The organism is Nocardia vinacea (genome assembly GCF_035920345.1).
GTDB classification, from domain to species: domain Bacteria; phylum Actinomycetota; class Actinomycetes; order Mycobacteriales; family Mycobacteriaceae; genus Nocardia; species Nocardia vinacea_A.
This window is the reverse complement of the sequence record NZ_CP109149.1, coordinates 4,122,282-4,143,509: the sequence shown is the minus strand read 5'-3', so window position 1 is coordinate 4,143,509 and position 21,228 is coordinate 4,122,282. Positions and strand designations below refer to the sequence as shown.

The 21,228-nt window shown below is 66.0% G+C and carries 21 protein-coding genes; 5 read left to right on the top strand and 16 right to left on the bottom strand.

Going from position 1 to position 21,228, the window contains the following annotated elements; all coding sequences use genetic code 11:
- Nucleotides 1-261: 261 nt before the first annotated feature.
- From aztD to aztB, 3 genes are read right to left on the bottom strand one after another with little or no spacing between them, the layout of a single operon-like run.
- Nucleotides 262-1,416, bottom strand: coding sequence for a zinc metallochaperone AztD (gene aztD / locus OIE68_RS19445; RefSeq protein ID WP_327100777.1), 1,155 nt, complete (start codon nt 1,414-1,416; stop codon nt 262-264).
- A 32-nt stretch (nt 1,417-1,448) separates the two neighbouring features.
- Nucleotides 1,449-2,357 (bottom strand): zinc ABC transporter substrate-binding protein AztC, encoded by a 909-nt coding sequence (gene aztC / locus OIE68_RS19440; protein ID WP_327100776.1) that lies wholly within the window; start codon nt 2,355-2,357, stop codon nt 1,449-1,451.
- The gene (aztB, locus tag OIE68_RS19435) at nt 2,354-4,309 is read right to left on the bottom strand and encodes a zinc ABC transporter permease AztB (RefSeq protein ID WP_419150718.1); all 1,956 of its coding nucleotides are present in this window, start codon (nt 4,307-4,309) and stop codon (nt 2,354-2,356) included. Before aztB ends, aztC begins: the two co-directional genes overlap by 4 nt.
- A 99-nt stretch (nt 4,310-4,408) precedes the next feature.
- On the opposite strand from aztB, the gene aztA reads away from it, so the two are divergent.
- Entirely contained in the window at nt 4,409-5,098 is a 690-nt protein-coding gene (gene aztA / locus OIE68_RS19430) for a zinc ABC transporter ATP-binding protein AztA (RefSeq protein ID WP_327100774.1), read from the top strand.
- Between the two features lie 11 nt (nt 5,099-5,109).
- On the opposite strand, the gene OIE68_RS19425 is transcribed toward aztA, so the two are convergent.
- The 10 genes from OIE68_RS19425 to iolC form a co-directional block, all read right to left on the bottom strand.
- Nucleotides 5,110-5,277 (bottom strand): hypothetical protein, encoded by a 168-nt coding sequence (locus tag OIE68_RS19425; RefSeq protein WP_327100773.1) that lies wholly within the window; start codon nt 5,275-5,277, stop codon nt 5,110-5,112.
- 39 nt (nt 5,278-5,316) lie between these two features.
- Complete coding sequence (locus tag OIE68_RS19420; RefSeq protein ID WP_327100772.1) at nt 5,317-6,510, bottom strand: MFS transporter; 1,194 nt, start codon at nt 6,508-6,510, stop codon at nt 5,317-5,319.
- On the bottom strand, nt 6,507-7,085 hold the full coding sequence (locus OIE68_RS19415) for a histidine phosphatase family protein (protein WP_327100771.1): 579 nt from the start codon (nt 7,083-7,085) through the stop codon (nt 6,507-6,509). The genes OIE68_RS19420 and OIE68_RS19415 overlap by 4 nt, the downstream gene beginning before the upstream one ends.
- Nucleotides 7,072-7,860, bottom strand: coding sequence for an SDR family oxidoreductase (locus OIE68_RS19410; protein WP_327100770.1), 789 nt, complete (start codon nt 7,858-7,860; stop codon nt 7,072-7,074). The genes OIE68_RS19415 and OIE68_RS19410 overlap by 14 nt, the downstream gene beginning before the upstream one ends.
- Before the next feature lie 6 nt (nt 7,861-7,866).
- On the bottom strand, nt 7,867-9,129 hold the full coding sequence (locus OIE68_RS19405; protein ID WP_327100769.1) for a hypothetical protein: 1,263 nt from the start codon (nt 9,127-9,129) through the stop codon (nt 7,867-7,869).
- Entirely contained in the window at nt 9,117-10,370 is a 1,254-nt protein-coding gene (locus tag OIE68_RS19400) for a hypothetical protein (RefSeq protein WP_327100768.1), read from the bottom strand. The genes OIE68_RS19405 and OIE68_RS19400 overlap by 13 nt, the downstream gene beginning before the upstream one ends.
- Nucleotides 10,360-11,460 (bottom strand): radical SAM protein, encoded by a 1,101-nt coding sequence (locus OIE68_RS19395; protein WP_327100767.1) that lies wholly within the window; start codon nt 11,458-11,460, stop codon nt 10,360-10,362. The genes OIE68_RS19400 and OIE68_RS19395 overlap by 11 nt, the downstream gene beginning before the upstream one ends.
- A gap of 273 nt (nt 11,461-11,733) precedes the next feature.
- Nucleotides 11,734-12,615, bottom strand: coding sequence for a 5-deoxy-glucuronate isomerase (gene iolB, locus OIE68_RS19390; RefSeq protein ID WP_327100766.1), 882 nt, complete (start codon nt 12,613-12,615; stop codon nt 11,734-11,736).
- Between the two features lie 5 nt (nt 12,616-12,620).
- Nucleotides 12,621-13,583: a Cgl0159 family (beta/alpha)8-fold protein gene (locus tag OIE68_RS19385; RefSeq protein WP_327100765.1), complete on the bottom strand. Its 963-nt coding sequence runs from the start codon at nt 13,581-13,583 to the stop codon at nt 12,621-12,623.
- The gene (gene iolC, locus OIE68_RS19380) at nt 13,580-14,545 is read right to left on the bottom strand and encodes a 5-dehydro-2-deoxygluconokinase (RefSeq protein WP_327100764.1); all 966 of its coding nucleotides are present in this window, start codon (nt 14,543-14,545) and stop codon (nt 13,580-13,582) included. Before iolC ends, OIE68_RS19385 begins: the two co-directional genes overlap by 4 nt.
- 182 nt (nt 14,546-14,727) lie before the next feature.
- Between iolC and OIE68_RS19375 the strand changes: the two genes are divergently transcribed.
- Complete coding sequence (locus tag OIE68_RS19375; RefSeq protein ID WP_327100763.1) at nt 14,728-15,465, top strand: GntR family transcriptional regulator; 738 nt, start codon at nt 14,728-14,730, stop codon at nt 15,463-15,465.
- 139 nt (nt 15,466-15,604) lie between these two features.
- Nucleotides 15,605-16,438: a 2OG-Fe(II) oxygenase gene (locus tag OIE68_RS19370; RefSeq protein ID WP_327100762.1), complete on the top strand. Its 834-nt coding sequence runs from the start codon at nt 15,605-15,607 to the stop codon at nt 16,436-16,438.
- Between the two features lie 207 nt (nt 16,439-16,645).
- Here OIE68_RS19370 and OIE68_RS19365 read toward each other — a convergent pair whose 3' ends face one another.
- From OIE68_RS19365 to OIE68_RS19355, 3 genes are all read right to left on the bottom strand, one after another.
- On the bottom strand, nt 16,646-17,191 hold the full coding sequence (locus OIE68_RS19365) for a DUF2165 domain-containing protein (RefSeq protein ID WP_327100761.1): 546 nt from the start codon (nt 17,189-17,191) through the stop codon (nt 16,646-16,648).
- A gap of 403 nt (nt 17,192-17,594) precedes the next feature.
- Nucleotides 17,595-17,882 carry a hypothetical protein gene (locus tag OIE68_RS19360; RefSeq protein WP_327100760.1) on the bottom strand — a complete coding sequence of 96 codons (288 nt, stop codon included), beginning with the start codon at nt 17,880-17,882 and terminating at the stop codon, nt 17,595-17,597.
- A gap of 262 nt (nt 17,883-18,144) precedes the next feature.
- A complete protein-coding gene (locus OIE68_RS19355; RefSeq protein WP_327100759.1) occupies nt 18,145-18,780 on the bottom strand; it encodes a hypothetical protein in 636 nt (211 codons plus the stop codon).
- Between the two features lie 209 nt (nt 18,781-18,989).
- Between OIE68_RS19355 and OIE68_RS19350 the strand changes: the two genes are divergently transcribed.
- A complete protein-coding gene (locus tag OIE68_RS19350) occupies nt 18,990-19,694 on the top strand; it encodes a response regulator transcription factor (protein WP_040700370.1) in 705 nt (234 codons plus the stop codon).
- On the top strand, nt 19,672-21,219 hold the full coding sequence (locus tag OIE68_RS19345) for a HAMP domain-containing sensor histidine kinase (protein WP_327100758.1): 1,548 nt from the start codon (nt 19,672-19,674) through the stop codon (nt 21,217-21,219). Before OIE68_RS19350 ends, OIE68_RS19345 begins: the two co-directional genes overlap by 23 nt.
- The last annotated feature ends 9 nt before the right edge of the window (nt 21,220-21,228 follow it).

Genomic DNA, 21,228 nt, shown 5'->3' with positions numbered 1-21,228 from the left:
GGATATGTTTTGGATCGCACGAGCACCGAACAGCTACCGGGAGGACTCGCGGATCGGGACGGCTCGATGGCCCGCGACGGTTATCGGGGTCGCGCCCGGGGCGGGCGGTAGCGGTGTTGTCAGGTCGCGCAGAGGGGATCGATGTCCCCGCGCACCTTTTGGCACGCCGCGCATGTAATCGCGGGGCCAAAACGTGCGTGGCGCGTGAATCGGTGTGCGGGAACATCCCGGGCGAATCGGTGCGGACGGACCGGCGTGTGGTCAGTTGGCGCGGACGCCGCTGAGTTCGTTGGGGGTAGCGGACAGTGTGGTGGTCGCGGCGATTGCGCCAGTGGTCAGGTCGATGCGGTGGACCTGTTTGGTGGCCGGGTCGGAGACGTAGATATCGTTGCCGCGCACGAAGATCGCCGGTCGCGGCTCCTGCCATCTCAGTGGCTCCTCCCAGGTGCCGGTGACCGGGATGGTGCGTGTGACGGTTCCCGTCACCGGGTCGATGACGTGCACGCGACCGTCGGTGCCGAGCACCAATGCCTCGCCCTGCGGGCCGCGGGCCAGGGAGCGGAAGGTGTAGCTGGTGCCGATATCGACCAGCCGCAGGCTGCCGCTGCGGGTGTCGATCAGCGAAATCTGCTGTGGCCGTTCGAGTTCGGCGTCCCTGTCCTGTTTGTAGTCGCCGAGCGCTATCGGCGAGGCATCGCTGCTTGCCTGGTTGCCGATGCGGCCGTACGGGGTCGGGCCGGTCACCTTGGTGATGGTGCCGTTGCGGTAGATGAGAGCGCCGGTTTCGCAGCCGATGACGACCGCTTCGCCCTGCGCGGTGGATTCGCCGTGCACGCCGGGGCAGTCCTCGTTGCGGGCGATCTCCTTGCGGTTCTTGTCCAGCACCGCGATGCCGGTGCGCTTGTCCTCGGTGCCGAGGGTGACGACCAGTTCCCCGGTGGACAGTTGGATCGCCACTCCGTGATGCGGGGCAGGCGCTCGATAAATCTCCGGCTGTGGCTTGCCGCCGGCGAGTTGATGTGGATCGAAGACGGTGACTTCGCCGGTGCCGTCGGCGAATAGGACGGTCTTTCCGGCATGGCGCACCACATGTCCGGGTTTGCTGCCGGGGAAGGTGATGTCGGTCAGTTCGCCGTGGACGGCGTCGAGGACCTGGAAGCCGTCCTTCGTCGACACCAGCACGTGGTGGTCGTCGCCTGCCGGGTTGAGGCGGTTGAAGCCGTCGAGCTTCAGCTCCTCGGCGATGGCGAGGGATTTTCCGTCCAGCAGGAAGATGCCGCCGTCATAGGTGATCGCGACGGGATCGATGATCGTCGGATGATCCGAGTCGCTCCCGGTTGTGCCACAACCGGTGAGGGCGACCACCGACGCCAATAGTCCGGACAGGGCCACCGCGCCGCGTGCTCGTAACCGCATGTGCTGCTCCATTTCTCTTGTTCGAAGTTCGGTCAGGACGCTGCCAACCCGCGCACGATGGCCTCGGTATTGGCGCGCATCATGTCCAGGTAGGTGGCCGCCCCGCCGTCGGGTTCGGTAAGCGATTCCGAGTACAGCGCGATGACCTGCACCTGCACGCCGACCTGTTCGGCGAGGACGCGCGCGAGGCGGTCGGGCTGGGAGGAGTCGGCGAAGATGGCGGGAACGCCCGCGGTTCGGATGGTTCCGGCCAGTTCGGCTAGATCCGAGGCGCTCGGTGAGGCGAGGGTGGAGCCGCCGGGGATGACAGCGCCGACCACCTCGAATCCGAAATGCTGTGCCAGGTAACCGAATACGTGATGGTTGGTAACCAGCTTCCGCCGGGCGGGCGCTATCGTAGCGAACCGCTCGGTCATCCAGCGGTCGAGTTCGTCCAGCTCGGCCAGGTAGCGCGCGGTGTTGGCGCGCACCGCATTCGCGTCGATTCCATCGATTTCCGCTACCTGGGTGCTGATCGCCGCTACCGCCCGGCGCATCCGCTTGGGATCGGTCCAGAAGTGTGGATCCGGACCCTCGCCGTCGGTGCCTCGATAGCGAATCGGATCCACCTGCTCACCGACCGAAATCGACGCCACCCCCTGCTGTTCGGCGGCGCTGACGTGGCGCAGCACGCCCTCCTCGAGACCGAGTCCGTTGTGTACGAGCAGGACGGCGCGCTCGATTCGTGCTGCGGTCTGTGCGGAGATCGCGAATTGGTGTGGATCGGCGTTCGGCGGCATCAGCACCGTCACAGCGGCGGTGTTGCCGACAATGGTGCGGGTGATGTCACCGAGAATATTTGTGGTGACGACGATTTCGTGACGGTCGGTGCGCTGATCCGTGCAGGCCGGTGTCAGGGCCGCCAGGAGTAGGGCCAGGCAAACCCGGATCATGGTCCTCATCGGCCCGTCTCCACCATGTGCACGGGTGCGATGTCGAGGGTGAATGTGCGTGCGCGACGGAGTTTGTCGCGGTAGTCGATCTCGTGCACGACGTGGGCCACAGCGTCATTGACGTAAGCGCGTCCGGTGTCGATCTGGATCACCGGCGGCGGCGCGCCGTCCGGTACCGGTGCGAGCAGCTGCACCTGTGCGGTCTGCGCACCAGTGCTGATGTCGTGGCCGTGCAGCACGCCGTCGCGGGTCAGAGTGAGCAGGACACTGCCCTCGCCCGCGGTATTGGTCGCGATTACCGGACCGGTCGGCACCAATCGCCATGTCCGCGCGCGGATGTCGAGCACCCAGACGCCGAGTTCGCCCGCCTTCGCGACGAGGGTGGTACTGCCGGGGCGGTGGGCGAACTCGACTGCGCGCTCGCTGTCCGGAATCTGTCGCGGATAGGCGATTTTCACGGCGTTGAACTGTTGGTCGGATACGGTCACCACCAAAGCGCCGTCGGCGCAGCCGAATACGAGACCTCGCCTGGTCACCGCGGACCCGCGCGGCGATGGGCAGGCCTCGGGCAGCGGTGCCGACACATTGCCGTCACGGTCGCGGATCTCGGCCCTGCCCCCCTTTGTCATGACGGCGAGATGTTCGGCGTACGGCACCGCGAGCCCGTCGCCGATCGCACCGCGTTCGGTGATTCGGCCACTGTCCAGGTCGGTCCGGTCGAGCAGCAGGGTGCTGGAATCGGTGACGACCGCAGTCACGGCGGGATCGCTGTGCACTGCGAAAAGTCCACTGCGCCGCACGGTTCCGACCTCCCGGATCGCCGCCCGGTAGTAGTGCATATGGTCACCGTGGTCGACGGTCCACGCGCCGCCATCGATGACTCGCACCCCCTCCCCGCTGCGGAGATACGCGAATCGGGCATCGCCTCGAATCCCGGTCACACCGGCAACCCGCCCGGCGTCGGTGACGTGTTCATCGGTCAGATCGACGACCCGGATCGCGCCCTCGGCATCGGCCAGAACCAGCCGGGTCTGCGGTGCGTCGGTCTCCTCCGCGCCTGCCACGTATCCGTGCGGTGTTTCCTCGCTGTCGGTGGAATTGCCTGTGCCCGAACCACATCCGACCAGCGGCAGCACAGTGACCAGCACCGCCAGGGTGCTCATAGCGGAACCGGAAATCCGTATCCGATCGCGCAGCCACGAGGCCGCGGCCGATGCGAAGAACACCGCGACCGCGATGGCGACAATGGTCGCGCCCGCCGCGGTACCCGCATGCCAGGACACCAACAGCCCGGCCACGGTCGCGAACCCACCGAACAGTGCCGCCAGCAGCATGATCACCGGAATGCGCGCGGCCCAGAACATTGCCGCCGCGGGTGGTGCGATGAGCAGCCCGAACACCAGCAGGGTGCCGACAATGTGGAAGGACGCGACGATCGCCAGGGTTAGCAGACCCAGCAGCGCCACCTGCGCCCAGCGCGGCCGCAGACCGAGCGTATGCGCGGTGCGCGTGTCGAAGGCCAGCGCGACGAAGGCGCGATGCCCGAGCACTGTGACCACTGCAGCGATCGCCAGCGCAGCCGCGAGGTAGCCGAGATCCTGGTCCCGGATGGCGAGTACGTCACCGAACAGGAATCCGGTCACGTCGACCGCGAAGGATTGCGAGCGCGACACGATGATCACCCCCGCGGCCAGCATCCCCACGAAAACGAGCCCGATGCCGGTGTCTGCGGTGAAGCGCGGATTTCGTTGCAGCGCAGTAATTCCCAGCGCCATAGCCACGGCGCTACCGGCCGCGCCCAACAGCAGATTTCCGCCGAGCAGCGACGCCACCGCAACTCCGGGGAGCATCCCGTGCGCCATGGCATCCCCCAGAAATGCCATCCCGCGCACCACAACCCAGGTCCCGGCCAGCGCGCAGATGCAGGACACCAGCAGGCCGCCCCACATCGCTCTCTGCACGAACGAAACCTCGAATGGGGCGAATAGGACATCCATGGCGCGATACCTTATGATGGAAATGATTTTCAATACAAGTAAGGTGAGATAGTGCACAAACGGATGACCCCGGCAGTTCGAATCGATGCGCTATCTGCCGGCTACCCGTCGCGGACCGTGCTGCACGACATCACCACCGCGATCCCGGCCGCGCAGGTCACGGCGATCGTGGGCGCCAATGGATCCGGAAAGTCCACGCTACTGAGCGTGCTCGCCGGTGTGCTCACGCCGACGTCGGGCACGATTCAGCGGGGGAGTACACGGCGACCCGCACTGGTCGTGCAGCACAGCGCGGTCCCCGCAACTCTGCCGATCACCGTACGCGAGACCGTCGCCATGGGCCGCTGGGCCCACCGTGGACCGTGGCGCCGCCTCACCCGCACCGACATCGCCATCGTGGGCGAAGGCATGTCCCGCCTCGGCATCACCGACCTGGCCGGACGTCGCCTCACCACCCTGTCCGGCGGTCAGCGCCAGCGGACCCTGCTGGCCCAGGCTCTCGTCCAAGAATCCGAGCTACTGCTACTCGACGAACCAACCACCGGCCTGGACACCCGAGCCCAACAACGGATTTCCCAAGTCCTGCACGAAATCCGCGCCTACGGCGTCACCGTGGTGATGGCCACCCACGACCGCGACGAGGCCCTGCGCGCCGACAACTGCCTCCTGCTGCGTGACGGTCATTTGATCACCGCGGGCGACCCGAGCGCTGTGCTACACGACGACCACACGCCCACGCCCGCAGACTTGTAACCACCCCCAGGTCACGGGATCACCAGCGCATTCTCGGCGAAGCCATTGCGCTGAGGGATGCAGAGTTCGCGGTCGTCCGCAGGGATCAGGAGGGGGTGGGCGAAGTGGTAGATCTGTTCTGCGGCATCGAATTCCATGGTGACGGCCGCGCCGGGGGTGTGGGCCCATTCCACACGCACGGGTGTGCCCGGAAGTTGTGCAGGCGCACTGCTCGGGTTTCACGCATCGATCAGATTCGCGGCCCGGCGCTGCGCCCAGCGCGCGACCGGCCCGATGCAGACTCCGGCGGTGAGCAGTATGCCGCCGAGCAGAATCCATCCGGCCCGGCCCCGATCAATGCAGATCACGCTGAGCAGAGCTGGGGCGGCGGCGATGAAGGCTCCGGTTCCCATGCCGAAGATTCCTTGATAGCGGCCTTGTGCGTGATCTGGCGCCAGCGCGAAACTCAGTTCGAATTCGCCTGCGGCCTGGCCGATTTCGCCCAATGTGTGCACCGTCACCGCGACTGTCAAGGCCAGCGCGGCGAATACCGGCGAGCCCACGCCACTTATGCAGAACAGCAGGCATCCCAGCGCTAGCAGGACAGCGGCTCGGCGGGTGATCGCGATTGCGTCGGCGATCGAATCGACGCGGCGGCCCGCTCGCACCTGGAGACAGACGACGAGCACGGTGTTCGTCAGCAGCAGCGGCGAGACCAGCCACGCCGGGGCAGTGGTGTGGGTGACGATCCACAGCGGCAGTGCCACGGTGAGCACCGCATACTGCAGGGACAGCACGCCGTACACCGCGGTGACGGCAAGGAACGGCAGGTCCAACCGGTCGGGGCGCACAGTGCGGTCCCGGTCGGTTCGAGGTAGCGGGGCCTGTCGCGGAATGCGAGCGATTACCAGGGCGGCGAGCAGGAAACTGGCGGCATCGACGAGGAGCAGCGCCAAATATGCTGTGCGCGTGTCGGATCGGATGACCAGACCGGCACCCCCGGCCCCCAGCGCCACGCCGATATTGGTCACGGATCGCAGATAGCCACGCAGACGCGCTCGCATCTCCCCGCCGATCCGTGCGATCAGCGCGCCGCGCACCGCTCTGCTGCCCTGCTCGGCAATGCCGGCCGCGGCTGCGACCACCACGAATGCCGCAAAGCTGTGGACCAGGGCCAGGCCCCCGGTGGCCAGCGCCTCGGCGGTCAGCGTGACCAGATAGACCTCGCGCGCACCCAAGTGGTCGGCGAGGTGGCCCACCACGGGTCCCGCACCGAGTCCGGTCATGCCCGCGATGGTCAGTCCGATCCCGACGTCCGTGCCGCTCAGCCCCACCGACCGGGTCAGAAACAGCACCGCACCGGCGAGATACAGACCGTTGCCGATGGCGGTGACCAGTATCGCGCAGGCCAACGTCCGGGCGGGCCCGCTCACCACAGGACCATGGCTTCAGCCGGTCCGGGACACGGCAGATCCGCCCAATGACCGAACGGAATACCAACGAGTGCGCCGATGAGCGCCGCCGCCGTATTCGCGTGGGTGACCACGACCAACCGACCCGTGGTCCGGGGCCGCTCGGCGCAATGGTCGAGCAGTACGGGAACGGCCCGCCGCGCCACCGCCGCAAGTCCTTCCCGGCCGTCGAATGCCCCGATATCGCCGGCCAGCCAGCGGGCGTAACCATTCCGGTTGGTTCCGGCGATGTGGGTCCGAGTGCGACCTTCCCACGATCCGAGCGATTCTTCGCGCAGACCGCTGCTGATCGTGATCCCGCGCGGGTCGAGCCCGGCGGCACCGGCGATTGCTTCGGCGGTCTGTCGTGCGCGAGTCAGGTCGCTGCTGAGGATGCGCTCCGGTACCGGTCGCCGAAGTGCCCGCCCGAGTTCGGCCGCGCGGGTGCGCCCTTCTGCCGACAGCGGGATGTCGATATGACCGCTGAATCGCCCTGCGCGTGACCATTCGGTCGGGCCGTGCCTGGCTATGACGATCTCCCAGTCAGGTGCGGCCACCGGAGCCGCCCGAGACATCGATGGAACTGCCGGTCACGTAGGAGCAGCTCGGCGAAAGTAGCAGTGCCGCAACCGGAGCCACCTCCTGTGGTGTTCCGAAGCGCCCCAGCAGCACACCTCGGCGGCTCGCCTCGCCCGCGCACCAGTTTTCGAAGGGCTCATCCGCTCCGGAGGCGAGATATCGAGCGCGCTGACGGTCGGTCGCGATCGGACCGAGGCTGATCGTATTGACGAGAATGCCGGATGATGCCAGTTCGACGGCCAGTGACCGAGTCAGATTGGCCACGGCGGCGCGCGTCGCGCTGACGGCGGCCATATCCGCCTCGGGTGCGTGCGCGGTGACACCGTTCATGACCACAACCCGTCCGGCATCCGATTCGCGCAGCGCGGGCAGCGCCGAGGTGACCAGGTTCAACACCGATCCCACCTTCACCTGGAATTGGTTGTGCCACTCGGTCTCCGGTGTCGTCAGCACGCTGCCGGAGACGCCGGCTCCGGCATTGGCCAGCACACCGTCGAGTCGTCCGAATCGTTCGCGAGCCTGGCCGACGGCCTGGTCGAGGGCCGCCGGATCCCGAACGTCGGCGATGTGCGTGAGCAACCGGTCGCAGTGGCCGGGTGGCAGGGCGGCACGCAGCTGTTCCAGCGCCGCAACGTCTCTGGCACAGGCCGCGACCGCGGCGCCTTCGGCGAGCAGCAGTGTAACCACCGCGCGTCCGATACCGCGGCTGCCGCCCGTGACGTAATAGACGCGTCCGGCCAGTCCGAGATCCATCGCGGGTCAGCACCGCCTCTTCGCGGACTCGGGTGTCAGGTGCTCGTCCAGCCATGCGATGACGGAGTCGTACACGCCGCGCACACCGATATGGTCGTCGTGGGCCAGCAGCGCATCGAACACATAATCCGACACCTTCGCCGCCCGCCCGGGTCCCTCATTCAGGTGAGTGTGGAAGCTCAGGACACCGGGCAGATCGCACCGTAGACCCGGCGGGAACGATCGCGGAGACCGCGGCACCACGATATCCCCGTAGCAGCGGCCGGATTCGGGCATCGTGCGCTCGACCGACACGACGACACCGGCCTGCCCGAGACAGGAAGCCTGTTCCAGATCGACATCGAGGGCTGCGGCGGCGATCAGGTTCAGATTGCCGCCTCCGGTGCGGCAGGCGATCTCGCAGAGTATGGGGCCGTGGCGGGGGTGATCGAAGAGCTCGCAATGGAAACTCATGGTCTCCCCGGCGGCGGGCAGTGCATGCAGCAGCCGGGCCAGGTAATCGCGGGCCGCCGCGACGCGCGGATCGTCGGCGTCGAGCAGCAGAATGCCATGCGGCGCCAGGTCGACCAGCGAGTCCAGACAGGTCCGGGTGTAGGCCCCGACCATAATCGCCTGGACCTGTCCGGCTCGCATCAATCCGTCCACCGAAAGCATCGGGGCCGCAACCCATTCCTCCACGAGGTAGTCGGTGGGATCGTCACCCGACAGCGCGCGGGTCTGCACCCAGGACTCGATCGAGACCCGGTCGCGCAGCACGACGACGCCGACCGAGCCCGATCCGTCGACCGGTTTGATCACCACACCGTCGGGGTGGTTGTCCGCGAAGTCCATCAGGGTGGAAACCGAATCGACGAGCGCGTGGTCCGGCACGCGCAGCCCGGCCCGGCCTGCCAGTGATTTCATGACGGACTTGTCGCGAAACGCGGTTGCCGAAGCCAAGCTCTGGCCCGGAATATCGAGGTAGGCGCGCAATTCGGCGGCTCGGACGAGATCACATTCGCTCAGCGCGACGATCCGGTCGAAGGGCTGTTCGGCATGTTCGGCGACCACCGCTTCATCGACGGCTCGATTGCGCTTCCAATCCGGGAAGAGACGAGGTGCGGTCGAATATCGATGAGTCCCAGCGAGAAAGGTACGACTCGTAGGCGTGTCTTCCGCGAAAAGTGTGGTCTGGATACCGAATTCCGAGAGCCAATGATCGTAGCGATGCGTGGTCAGCGGCTTCTTCGACAGCACGGCCACCCGGCGCTCGCGGCTCAATTCAGCCACCGGGCCACCTCGCCCCACCAGCGTGTCGTGTCCCGGATTCGTTGCCGCACCTGGTCGGCGGTGTCGCCGTACACCGCGACCGCAGCTGCCGAATGCGCGGCGTACTCTGGTCCGTGCGCGAAAGTACCTGGCGCCATGTGCAATTCGAGCTCAGACCCGGCAGTCGGACAGGCATCCGTGGGCGGCTCGAATCGGCCGTGTCCGGGTGGGAAGAGCACCCAGCCACCGGCGCGCCGCGGCGCCGCGGGTTGATGCGTCAGTTCGAGGTCGAGTCCGCACTGCCCGCGCAGATTCTCCCGGGACAGATGCACGCCGAACGCTTCCCGATAGATGCGCGCGATGAGGGCACCGCCGGTTCGCGAGGCGATCTCGCAGAGCACCGGCTTGCCATGGGCCGGTATCCACGCCTCCAGGTGGAAACTCGTCGGGAACGCGGGACTCGGCAACGCGCGATGGACATCGGCGGCAAAGCGTTGCAGCAGCTCCGTTCTCGGGTCGTCGGGCGCGAGCAGAACGCTGGACAGCTCGGACTCCCTTTGTGCCGCTTCGGCATTGCCGCTGCTGTACTGGCTCGGCCAGCAGTGCACCACCGCCCCGTCGGCGATAACCCCGTCCACATGGAAGAAGTCGCCGTCGACGTATTCCTCGGCAATCCACCGGTCGCGATGCTGTGGTGCCGCAGGCAATTCGCCCGATGCCAGGAATGCGGTGACATCGCCTCCGCCGCGCAGAATGCGCACTCCGATGGACGCGGAGCCGCGACGCGGCTTCACGACGACGGGCAATCCGGCCTCCTCGATGAACTCGATCAGGTCGGTGGGCCGGTCGATGGCCCGCCGGCGGGGGACAGCTACTCCGGCCCGCGCCACCGTATCCTTCATGATCAGCTTGTCGCGGTAGGCACGCGCGGATTCCAGTGTCTGCCCTGGTAATCCGAGCCGCCCGCGCAGCCGTGCGCTACGCAGCACATCGTCCTCACTCGAACTGGCGACGAGACCGACTCGGTGTTCGCGCGCCGCGCATTCGGCCAGCCACTCGGTGGACCACGATTGGTAATCCGAGACGGTGCGGCAGTCGCGAAACCGGTCGCGCACATCCGCGCCGATGCCCGCCAGCGCCCCCGGCACGGTAATGAGAACGGTGTCCGTCACGACCTCCGGGAGCCATTCGTGCAGTGGGCGTTCGCTGAGCGGTTTACGCGAGAGGAGCAAGATCCGCTGCGGCACGACCTCATTCGGCATTGACGACAGCGAGCGGTAATAGTGCAGCGGGCTTCCATTCGGGCGCCGGGTTGACCACCCGGGTCGGGGACGACCAGTTCAGCCGGGCCGGGCACGACGCGACACCATGGGCGTCCATGATCCTCGGATACAACTCACGGCGACGTTGTACACACGCGAGCAGGCCACCGTCCTCGGGAAACCAGCTGCCGAGGTATTCGTCGGAGAAATTGCACACCAGCGCATGGCCGCAGGGTTCACAGTAGATCTTGGCCACATTGGCGCAATCCTTGACCGTGAATCCCAGATCCCGCGCGGGCGGATAGCAGGAGACGGTCACCTCGGGACCCCCGGGCTGCTGGATCTCGTCGTACAGCTCTTCCATAATTCCGGTGAACCGATCGAACAGCACCGGGGGACTGAGGCTCAGCTCGGTCTGATTGGCCGCCGCGAGTCCGGACGGAATCCAGGGCTTGATCTGCACGACATCGACGCCGATCTCGCGCATGGTGCGGTAGATCTTCGGTGCCTCGTCGAAGTTGTGCTTGCCGAGTCCGATTCGGATGAACACCCACAGTCCGGCCGCTTTGGCCAGCTCGATGTTGCGCAGAATCAGTTCGGCGTCATTGGATTTCGAACCCTTCATCAGGGCCGCCAGCCGAGCGGCATCGGCGGTGTTGTACGTGACCTTCACCCCGGACAACTTCATATCGACCAGTCGGGCGATCCGCTTCCCGTCCAGCAAGGTGCCATTGGTCACCAGTCGCGTGGTGATGCCGCGTTCGCCCAGCGGACGGAAGACCTCCTCGACGAGATCCAGCGCCATCAGAGGCTCACCGCCGGTGCCGTAGACGGCCTCGGGCCGTTCCGGCTCGGTGGGTGAATCGATCCAGTCGAACAGCGACTGTGCGAAGCGACCGGCGTCCAACGGATTCAACCGCTTTCCGATGTAGTCCTCGTTCACACAGAAGATGCACGACCGATTGCAGCCGTCGAGAAATTTGACTTCGACGCCGTCGACAGGAAGATAACCGGCCAAATCCGTCTGCGGGAAGTTCTCGACCCGGAACTTGCGGTATCTGTCCGAGAGCGCGTCCCGATCGCTGGCCATCACGAGAACTCCTGTCCTGGAGTGGATTTCGCAGTCGCTGCCCGACCGGCAACCCGCTCGGTGCGATGCGGCGCAAAAGCGTTGGGGCAGGCCCACTTCGAGCCAGGACAGATTGTGCGTCATCGGACGGCCGCGGGCTCTTCCCCGCAGTGAGAACCCGATGCGGCAGGCTCGGACTTGGTCGGGTCCGAGCCTGCCGCTCAGTTGTTCTGTGGGAAGCCGAGGTTCAGTCCGCCGCGACCGCGACCGAACCGGTGGTTTGGTCGATCGGATTTACTGTCGAGTTTCCTTCGCGCTCATGGGAAGTCTCGGATCGATCGCCATATCCGCCCAGGTGTCGCGCAGCCACGTCTGTGCCGGGTCGTCGCTGATCCGCCAGGCCCGCTCCGGTCCAGGGCCGGCCATGATGTTCAGGTAGTACATGTGGTAGCCGGGCGCGGCGATGGACGGTCCGTGGTAGCCGTGTGGCACCAGCACCACATCGCCGTCGCGAACCTCCTCGAGCACATCGATCGGCCGCTCAGGGGTCCCGTACACACGGTGGTAGCCGAAGCCGGGCGAATCGTCCGCGCCACGGGCGAATTCGAAGTAGTAGATCTCCTCGAGCGGGGTCTCGGTATCGGAGAGCTCATCGTGTTTGTGCGCCGGGTACGACGACCAGTTGCCGCCGGGAGTGATCACCTCGCAGGCGATGATCGAATCGGCCTCGAAGGCGTCTGCCGTCGCGAAATTGTGCACCTGACGGCTGCAGTTGCCCGCACCGCGCAACTCGACGGCCACATCGGCGGCAGGCACATAGCGGAACGGCAGCTGGCGCTGGGCGACGGCGCCGCCGAGCGCGAATCGTCCACCGCCGGTACTGGTTACGGTGTAGGAGCTGTCCCGTCCGATATAGGCGAAATCGGTCGGACCGTCGAAAACGCATGTGCGCCCGGCCAATTCGTAAGACTCGCCAGCACTGGCCACGGTGCACGAACCGGATAGCGGTACCACCACGATCTCATCGGCTCGGCTGTGCGTGCGATGCGACTGTCCCGGCGCGAGCTCGATGATGTGCAGACTGGCGTGATCCCACCCGGCCACCTCCTGGGTGAGCGCCACCGTGTACGGGGCGTGATAGGTGCGGGCGGCGGGCACGTAATGCTTGCTGTGCATCGCGATCACCGGACCAGTGCTACGGCCGTATCGACTGCACCCGCGACATTGTCGTCGGGTGGATACAGCAGCGCACGACCCACGATCAGGCCCCGAACACCCGGCAGCGCAAGGGCTTTCGCCCAGCGCGCGTAGGTTTCGTCCGGTCCGGTCTGCGGATCGCCGCCGAGCAGCAGGGTGGGCAGGGTGGTGGCATCCATGACCCGCTCCATCTCCGCGACGACGGGCAGTTTCAACCAGGTATAGGCGGAAGTGGAGCCCAATCCCTGCGCCAGATGCACGCTTTTGATGACCGCATCCGGTGACAGATCGTTGACCACCTTGGTGCCCGGCCCATCGGGCCGGTGCGATATGAACGGCTCGAGCATCGCGGCCAAACCGAGCGCGGCGAGTTCATCGATGGCGGCGGCGCTCGCGGTCATCATCGACAGGGTGCCCGGATCGATGAGATCGAACCGGTTGAGCATTTTCGCGCCATTGAGTCCGGCCGCGGCGGTCGCCCGCGCGGTATATCCGGTCATCCGGTCGTCGAGTTCGAAATCCGCGCCCGCGATGCCACCGCGGTTCATGGAGCTGAAGACGACCTTGTCCGCGAGCGCGCCGAGCAGTAGCAGATCCTCGATGATGTCCGCGGTGCCGAGCACACCGTCCACGCCCGGCCGAGCCAATGCCGTGATCAGCCGGTCCAGCAGTTCTCTGCGGCTGTTCATGGCGTAGGGGTTGCCGGACGCCGACAGTGCGCCGCGGGCCGGGTGGTCGGCGGCGATGATCATCAACCGGCCGTCGCCGCGCACCAGACCGCGACGGGTCCGCGTGCCGAAAGCTCGGGCGATGGCGCCGGGATCGGCCGCACGCAACTCGGTCAGCTCGGCATAGGACCGCACTCCCACGGGTGCCGAGGTCGACTCGGGCCAGCCCGTCTCCTGGTCACCGCCCCTCACCGAATCGCCGCGCGAGGCTACCTTCATTTCCGGGCCTTTCCAATCAATGACAGGGCGACGAGATCGTCGATTTCGGCGCTGGTCGGCATGGCGGTGGAGCATTCGAGCCGCGCGGCCACAATGGCCCCGGCGGCATTGGCGCGGCGCAGGATGGTCTCCAGCTCCCATCCGGCCAGCAGGCCGTGACATAGGCTGCCGCCGAAGGCATCGCCCGCGCCGAGGCCGTTGAGCACCTCGACGGTGGCCGGCGGCACCACGACGGATTCGTGGCGGGTCTTGCCGAGCACCCCATCCGGTCCCTGTTTGACGATGGCCAGTTCGACTCCCAGATCCAGCAGCGCGTCGGCGGCCCGATGCGGATCGGTCTCGTCGACGGCGATGCGACACTCCTCGCGGTTACCGACCGCCACCGTCACCTGGGGCAGAGCCTCGCGTACCTGTGTGCGGGCCTGTTCCTCGTCGGACCAGAACATCGGCCGGTAGTCCAGATCGAGTACGGTGAGCGGCCGCCGTTCCCGGATCGACCAAGCATCGAAATGCGCTGCACGAGAAGGCTCTTGGGACAAGCCGGTGACAGTCGACCAGTACACGCCCGCACCGCGGATGATGTCGGGATCCACCTGGCCGCCGGTGATCTGCAGGTCCGGCGCGCTCGGTTCGCGGTAGAAGTACAGCGGGAAATCGTCCGGCGGGAAGATCTCGCAGAAGGTGACCGGGGTCGGCAGGCGATCGGTGGTCTGCACGAGGGCGTCGGATACACCGAGTCGGACCAGTTCACGCCGTACGTATCGACCGAAGGGATCGGCGCCGACACCGGACCACAGCGCGGCGCGCCGACCGAGCCGCGCCGCGGCGACGGCGACATTGGCGGCACTGCCACCGAGGAACTTGCCGAAGGTGTCGACATCTTCCAGCCCCACTCCGGATTGGAGCGGATAAATGTCGACGCCGACCCGACCGGTCGACACGACCTCGAATTGAGCGTTCACAGGCTGACTCCAGGGTTCGGTCCTCGGACGGGCATGGCCGCGTATCCAGACTGTGCGCTCGTCATACCTGCTTGTCAAGACTTTGTCAGGACATAAGGACATACGTAACAAGAACTGCTCGGTGTGATTTACAGTGGAAGAAATGGCGCTCACCTGCGCCCGCTCGCCCCGAGGAGCCGACGATGCCCGCGCCACTGGATGTCGCGATCGACCGCTCGAGCCCGGTCCCGCTGTATTTCCAACTGGCACAGGGCATCCAGAACGCGATCCTGGAAGGTCGGCTCACCCCGGGGGATCGCCTCGAGAACGAGCTCGACCTGGCCAAACGGCTCAATCTGTCGCGGCCGACCACGCGGCAGGCGATCCAGGCGCTGGTCGACAAAGGGCTATTGATGCGCAGGCGCGGTGTGGGCACCCAGGTCGTACAGAATCAGGTGCATCGCCCGGTCGAATTGACCAGTCTGTACGACGATCTGCTCACCGCAGGTCAGGAACCGACTACCGAATTGCTCGACTATCAGCTCGGCGCCCCGGATCCCGATATCGCCAAGGAACTCGGCGTGCCCGAGGATGCCCGCTTCGTGACCTTCCGCAGGCTGCGCCGTGCCGGGAGTGAGCCGCTGGCCGTCATGACCAATTACGTGCCCGCCGAATTCGCACCCGCGCCCGACCAGCTCGAACTGCACGGATTCTATGAATGCCTGCGGGCCAAGGGAATTCACATTGCGCTCGCGCGCCAGCGGATCGGTGCGCGCGGTGCCACCAGGGCCGAGGCGCAGCTGCTGGACGAGCGCACGAATGCGGCGTTGCTGACCATGCAGCGGGTCGCCTTCGATGATTCCGGGCGTCCGATCGAAATGGGCAGGCATGTCTACCGGGCCTCGCGGCATTTCTTCGATACGACAGTGCTGAGTCGCTGACCTGCCGAAACGGCGGATCTGCCCAGTCCCAGCGCAGCGCCGGGAGCCGACAACGTCGCAGCCGTTGTGGCAACTCGGAAACATAATTCCCAGCAGTGGAAAGTCAGGCTCCTGGTATCGGAGCATAAACTCTGCGAATATGACGATGGCAATGGATGCTTCGTGGCGGAACTGGCTGGAGGAAAACCTCGCACGTGGTTGTTCTGTCGAATCGGTAGTCGAATCGATGATCACGGGTGGTTTCGACAAGGATGTGGCCTCCGCGGCGGTGCGCGCTTTGCTGGCGGGAGAGCTTCCAGGATCCTCGGGCTACGAATACGACGCCTGTCCCGTTTCCCCCGATCGAATTATTCATGCTCACGACCGCGCGATTTACTCGGTGTTGCGGTTGGAACGGCCGCAGCTGATTCTGTTCGGTAATGTGCTCTCCGCCGAGGAATGTGATCAGGTGATCGAGCTGTCCGAAGGAAAATTGCAGCGGTCCACGATCGTCGACCCCGAGACCGGGCGTCCGGAGACAATTAGGAATCGCTCCAGCGAAGGCACGTCTTTTCAGTTGTCCGAGACCCCTTTGATCGACCGACTCGATCGGCGGATCTCCGCCCTGATGAACTGTCCGATGGAAAACGGTGAGGGGCTGCAAATTCTGCGGTACGGCGTCGGAGGCGAGTACCGTTCCCATTTCGATTACTTTCCGCCGGAGCAACCCGGCCACGCCGCTCATATCGCTCGCGGCGGCCAGCGAACGGCGACTCTCGTGGTCTATCTCAATGACGTCGAAGGCGGCGGTGACACCGTCTTTCCTGAGGCAGGCATTTCGATTTTCCCGCGCAAAGGCCATGCAGTCTATTTCCGATACTTCAATAACCTCGGACAGGTCGACCCGGGGACAAAGCACGCCGGCGCACCGGTCCTCGCCGGCGAAAAATGGATCATGACTAAGTGGATGCGCCGCTATCCCTACTCTGGTTGAGACGCGAAATGCCGACCGCGTTCCGCCGCCGAATCGACGGAGGCGGGTGCATCGGCCAACGCAGACAACAAATTCAGCAACCACCGAAAGAAAAACCCGGAGTCAGAGGCTAATTCGTTCGGCAACTCGGCATTCTCCAGCCGCAGGAATGTCGCACGACCCACTGAGCGGCCCGCGCACTTCTGCACCTGGACGAAACGTCTTCTGCTACGGCTGCTCTCGGGCTTCGGAGCGGCTCGACATGTGTACGAGGATGAGGCCGACCGCGGCGAGGAGGAAGTTCTGCAGCGCCGCCGATGTGGCGTTCACTTGTTTGTTCGCCCACATCCGGAACCATTCGCCGCCGATGGTCAGGAAGCCGCCCGCGAACAGCAGCACGGCCATGGTCCAGCCGAGACTCGACAACTTCGCGGCCAGCGCGGTCCTGGCGGAGTTCCGGCCGAACAGTGCCCACCAGCCGGTCGCTGCCCCGGCGAGTAGCACGAAGCCGGTCAGATACTCCCAGGTCACGATAAGGATGTAGGCGATAAGAATGACCGTGCTGTTGGTGATGGCATGCCAGTCGGTACCGGAGTGGTGGATCGTGGCCTGCATCGACAGCACCGCCTGCACCCCGCGCCGGTTGGTATCGGTGTCGATGCAGTTGGTGACCGCGACGATCAGGTAGTACAACGCGGTGATCGATGCCAGCACCGTCACGGCCGCTTCCCGGCTCCCGGCCACATCCAGGAACCGCTTACCACTCAGACCCACATCCGCCACCTCGGTCGATTGGCACAAGATTCGAGACGGCCGCTTGGTACTTCGAAGCGACAGCCCGTGTCATCATACTTCACTTTGCGTGATTCGAAATGCCTTGTTTCGCAAGGTGTTCGACCCACCATCGATCCTCGCTTGCACGAGAATCCCGCTCCCGCTCCCGCTCGCGCTGCCCTGATCAAGATCAGGTGGAATCTATGGCGGCATCGGGCGAGAAGCCACTGCCCTCAGTTCCACCTGATCTTGATCAGGGCCTGCCGCTGCGGATGCGCTGGTCGCGGTGTTTCGCCATGTGGTCGACTCATTGCAATCACTCGCCTATGCCGACGCAGCGCGGCGGTGGACTATCGAGTCCACCGCCGCGGTTGCTTATCGGGATGTGTTGGGCTGCAACGGGTTACTGGCCGGGCTGGCACTGCGGCGGCGGGCCCTGCGGGTGGTCGCCGGGCGGCGGGCCGTCCGGGTGGTCGCCCGGAGGCGGGCCCTGGTGGTCGCCGGGCGGCGGACCATCCGGGTGGTCACCGGGCGGCGGGCCTTGCGGGTGGTCGCCAGGAGGCTGGCACTGCTGTCCGGGCACCGGTCCCTGGGGTCCGTCGGCGCTCGCCGCACCGGCTCCGATGCCGAGCATGCCGAGCGCGACGGCACCGGCCGCCGCGGTCACTGCCAGCTTCGATGTGAAACTCATCTGCGTTCCTCCTGTTGTCGGATCAGATCCGAAACCGTCGACCGCTTCTTCGGGCCGACCCCGAGAATCGTTGAGCCCCAACATTTGTCCTTCGTTGGCGGAAGTTAAGTGCCAGCTATGAACCGATCAGTTGCCGGTTCGGCTCTGCCCACCGCCCCCGCCGGCCGCGGATGTTCCGCCCATCTGGTCGGTTTGCCGCCCGTCTGGCCGGGGTTCACGGTTTATCTGGTCGGTTTGCCGCCTGCTTGGCCGGGTCCACGGGTTATCCGGTCGGTTTGCCGCCTGCTTGGCCGGGTCCACCGCTCATCTGACCCGGTCCGCCGTCCATCGCACCCGGCGCGCCGCTCATACCGCCCGGCGCGGTCGCATTGCCTGCGGTGATCGATGTCACGGTGGCGGTGCCATCGGTCTTGGTAGCGCGAATGCTCACTGCATCCCCGGCTTTCACCGTCGACGCGCTGGTCGCGCCGGAGATGGTGTAGGTCTGGGTGTAGTTGTCGATGCTGGTGGCGGTGATGGAGGTCGCGCTCACAGCGGTGACGGTGCCGGTCTGGGTGAGCTCGGTGGTGTAACCGCCATTGCTATCGGCGACGACGAACTCCCCGTGTAGCGCCGCGGGAATCATGGTTCCGGAACCCGGACCACCCGCTTGACCGGACCGACCCGACGCGCCGTTCATCGACAACCCGATGCCACCGGGACCGCCCGGGCCATGGCTGCTGTTCGAATTGGACGACGATGCCGCGTAGATGGCACCGCCGCCCGCCGCGGCGATCGCTCCAGCGATCCCGACCGCGGCCAGGGTCTTCTTGGTGGACCAGGTGCCCGCCTGCGCGGGCTTTGGTGCGCCCCAGACCGTGTCGGGTTCCGATGACGGTTGTTGAGTGGGGTGGCTCATGGTGCTCCTTGCGGGTGCGGACCGAATAAATGCTCGGATCCGACCTTGGTCCGCCTACCTTGGCGTCGGCTGTGCGCTAGTTCTGGATCCGCTGGGTGTGCGCTCACAGCTGACACATAGTTTCGGCACAGCTACCCCTCAGCGTTCGCGGTCATGGTAGGACGATGTCCGCGATGAGCGCCGGGAACGGGCCGGCCGAACGAGTTGTCATGCGCCGCGCCGATGGCAGCGCCATCACCGTGCTGGTCGTCGACGACGAGCCCGTGCTGGCCGACATGATGTCGATGGCTCTGCGGTACGAGGGGTGGGAGGTCAGCACCGCGGGCGATGGTCGAACGGCCGTCGCGAAGGCGCGCGAGGTCCGCCCGGATGTGGTGGTGCTCGATGTGATGCTGCCGGATATGACCGGGCTCGAGGTGCTGCGCAAGCTGCGCGCACAGCTGCCGTACCTGCCGGTGCTCTTGCTGACCGCAAAGGATTCGATCGAGGACCGCATCGCCGGACTGACCGCGGGCGGCGACGACTACGTCACCAAACCCTTCAGCATCGAAGAGGTGGTGCTGCGGCTGCGTTCGCTGCTGCGCCGCACCGGCGTGGCCACCGAGGACAGCGGCGCGCAGCTGGTGGTCGGCGATCTGGTGCTCGACGAGGACAGTCACGAGGTCATCCGGGCCGGTGAGCTGATCGTGCTGACCTCCACCGAATTCGAATTGCTGCGGTTCTTCATGCGCAACCCCAAGCGGGTGCTGAGCAAGGCGCAGATCCTGGATCGGGTGTGGAGCTACGACTTCGGCGGCCGTTCCAACATCGTCGAGCTGTACGTCTCGTATCTGCGCAAGAAGATCGACAGTGGACGGGCACCGATGATCCACACCCTGCGCGGCGCCGGATATGTCCTCAAGCCCGCGAACTGAGGTGGCGCGCCGGATGCTGAAGCCGCGGCGCTGGTCGCTGCGGGCCCGCCTGTTGGTCGGGCAGGTGCTGTTGCTGGTGATCGTGGTCGTCGGTATCGGCGCCGTGACCGAATTCGCATTGCAGCAGTTCCTCGTGCATCAGCTGGATACCGAACTGGTCGATGTGCAAAAGCGTTCACTCGGTGATGTCGGCGGCGGTCCGAGCCTCGGGCCACGACCCAGCGGCCAGCCGTCGATGCCGCCACCGCCACCTCCGCCGCCATCGGGTTCCGGTCCGGGACCGGACTTCCTGGACCGGCGTGGCATCCAGCCCGACACGATCGGCGCCATCGTCCACGAGGGGAGCGTCACCAAGGCGGGCCGAATCGATGGCGACGGCACGCAGCGTTCGCTCTCGCATGCCGCACAACGGCAGCTCACCGCGGTACCGGCCAACGGAAAGCCGGTCACTCTCGCGCTCGATGGTCAGGGCCGCTATCGAGTGGTCGCGGATACGACATGGTCGGGCGAGGTCGTGGTCACCGGTATGCCGTTGACCACCGTCGACGCCACGCTGCTGCGTGTCCTACTGATCTTGGGGATCGTCACCGCGATCGTGTCGATCATCGCGATAACGGTCGGAATCTGGCTCATCCGGCAGGCGCTCGCACCCTTGGATCGAGTCGCGGCGACAGCGGCGCGGGTGGCCGATCTGGAACTCGATCGCGGCGAAGTCGTACTGCCCGTTCGGGTTCCGGCAGCTGACGCCGATCCGCGCACCGAGGTCGGGCAGCTCGGTTCGGCGGTGAACCGGATGCTCGATCACATCACCAGCGCGTTGTCGGCGCGCCACGACAGCGAGACCCGGGTCCGGCAATTCCTCGCCGATGCCAGTCACGAACTGCGCACCCCGCTGGCCGCCATTCGCGGCTATGCCGAACTGGCGCAACGCAAACGGGCCGAGGTGCCGGGCGAGGTGGCCTATGCGATGGGCCGGGTGGACTCCGAATCCCGGCGGATGACGGGTTTGGTCGAGGACATGCTGTTGCTCGCGCGGTTGGATTCCGGACGGGGGCTCGAGCATGAGCCGGTGGATCTGACCCAGCTGACGGTGGACGCGGTGAGCGACGCGCATATCGCCGGTCCCGAACACCGCTGGGATCTGGAGCTGCCCGACGAGCCGGTGGTGACCACCGGTGATGCGGCCCGGCTGCATCAGGTGCTCGCCAATCTGCTCACCAACGCGCGCGTCCACACCAGTCCCGGCACCACGGTGCTCACGTCGCTGGAATTCAACGGCGACGGGGGAGCGGTGTGGCGCGTGACCGACGATGGTCCGGGCATCCCGGAAGGCTTGCAGCCGATGGTTTTTCAGCGTTTTGCGCGCGGTGACTCGTCGCGCTCGCGGCGGGCGGGCAGCACCGGTCTCGGGCTGGCGATCGTCGCGGCCGTCGTCAAGGCGCACGGCGGCGATATCTCCGTGGACAGTGCGCCCGGCCGCACCGAATTCACCGTGCGTCTGCCCGGTGCCACCGCCGCGAACTGAGCGCTGCGC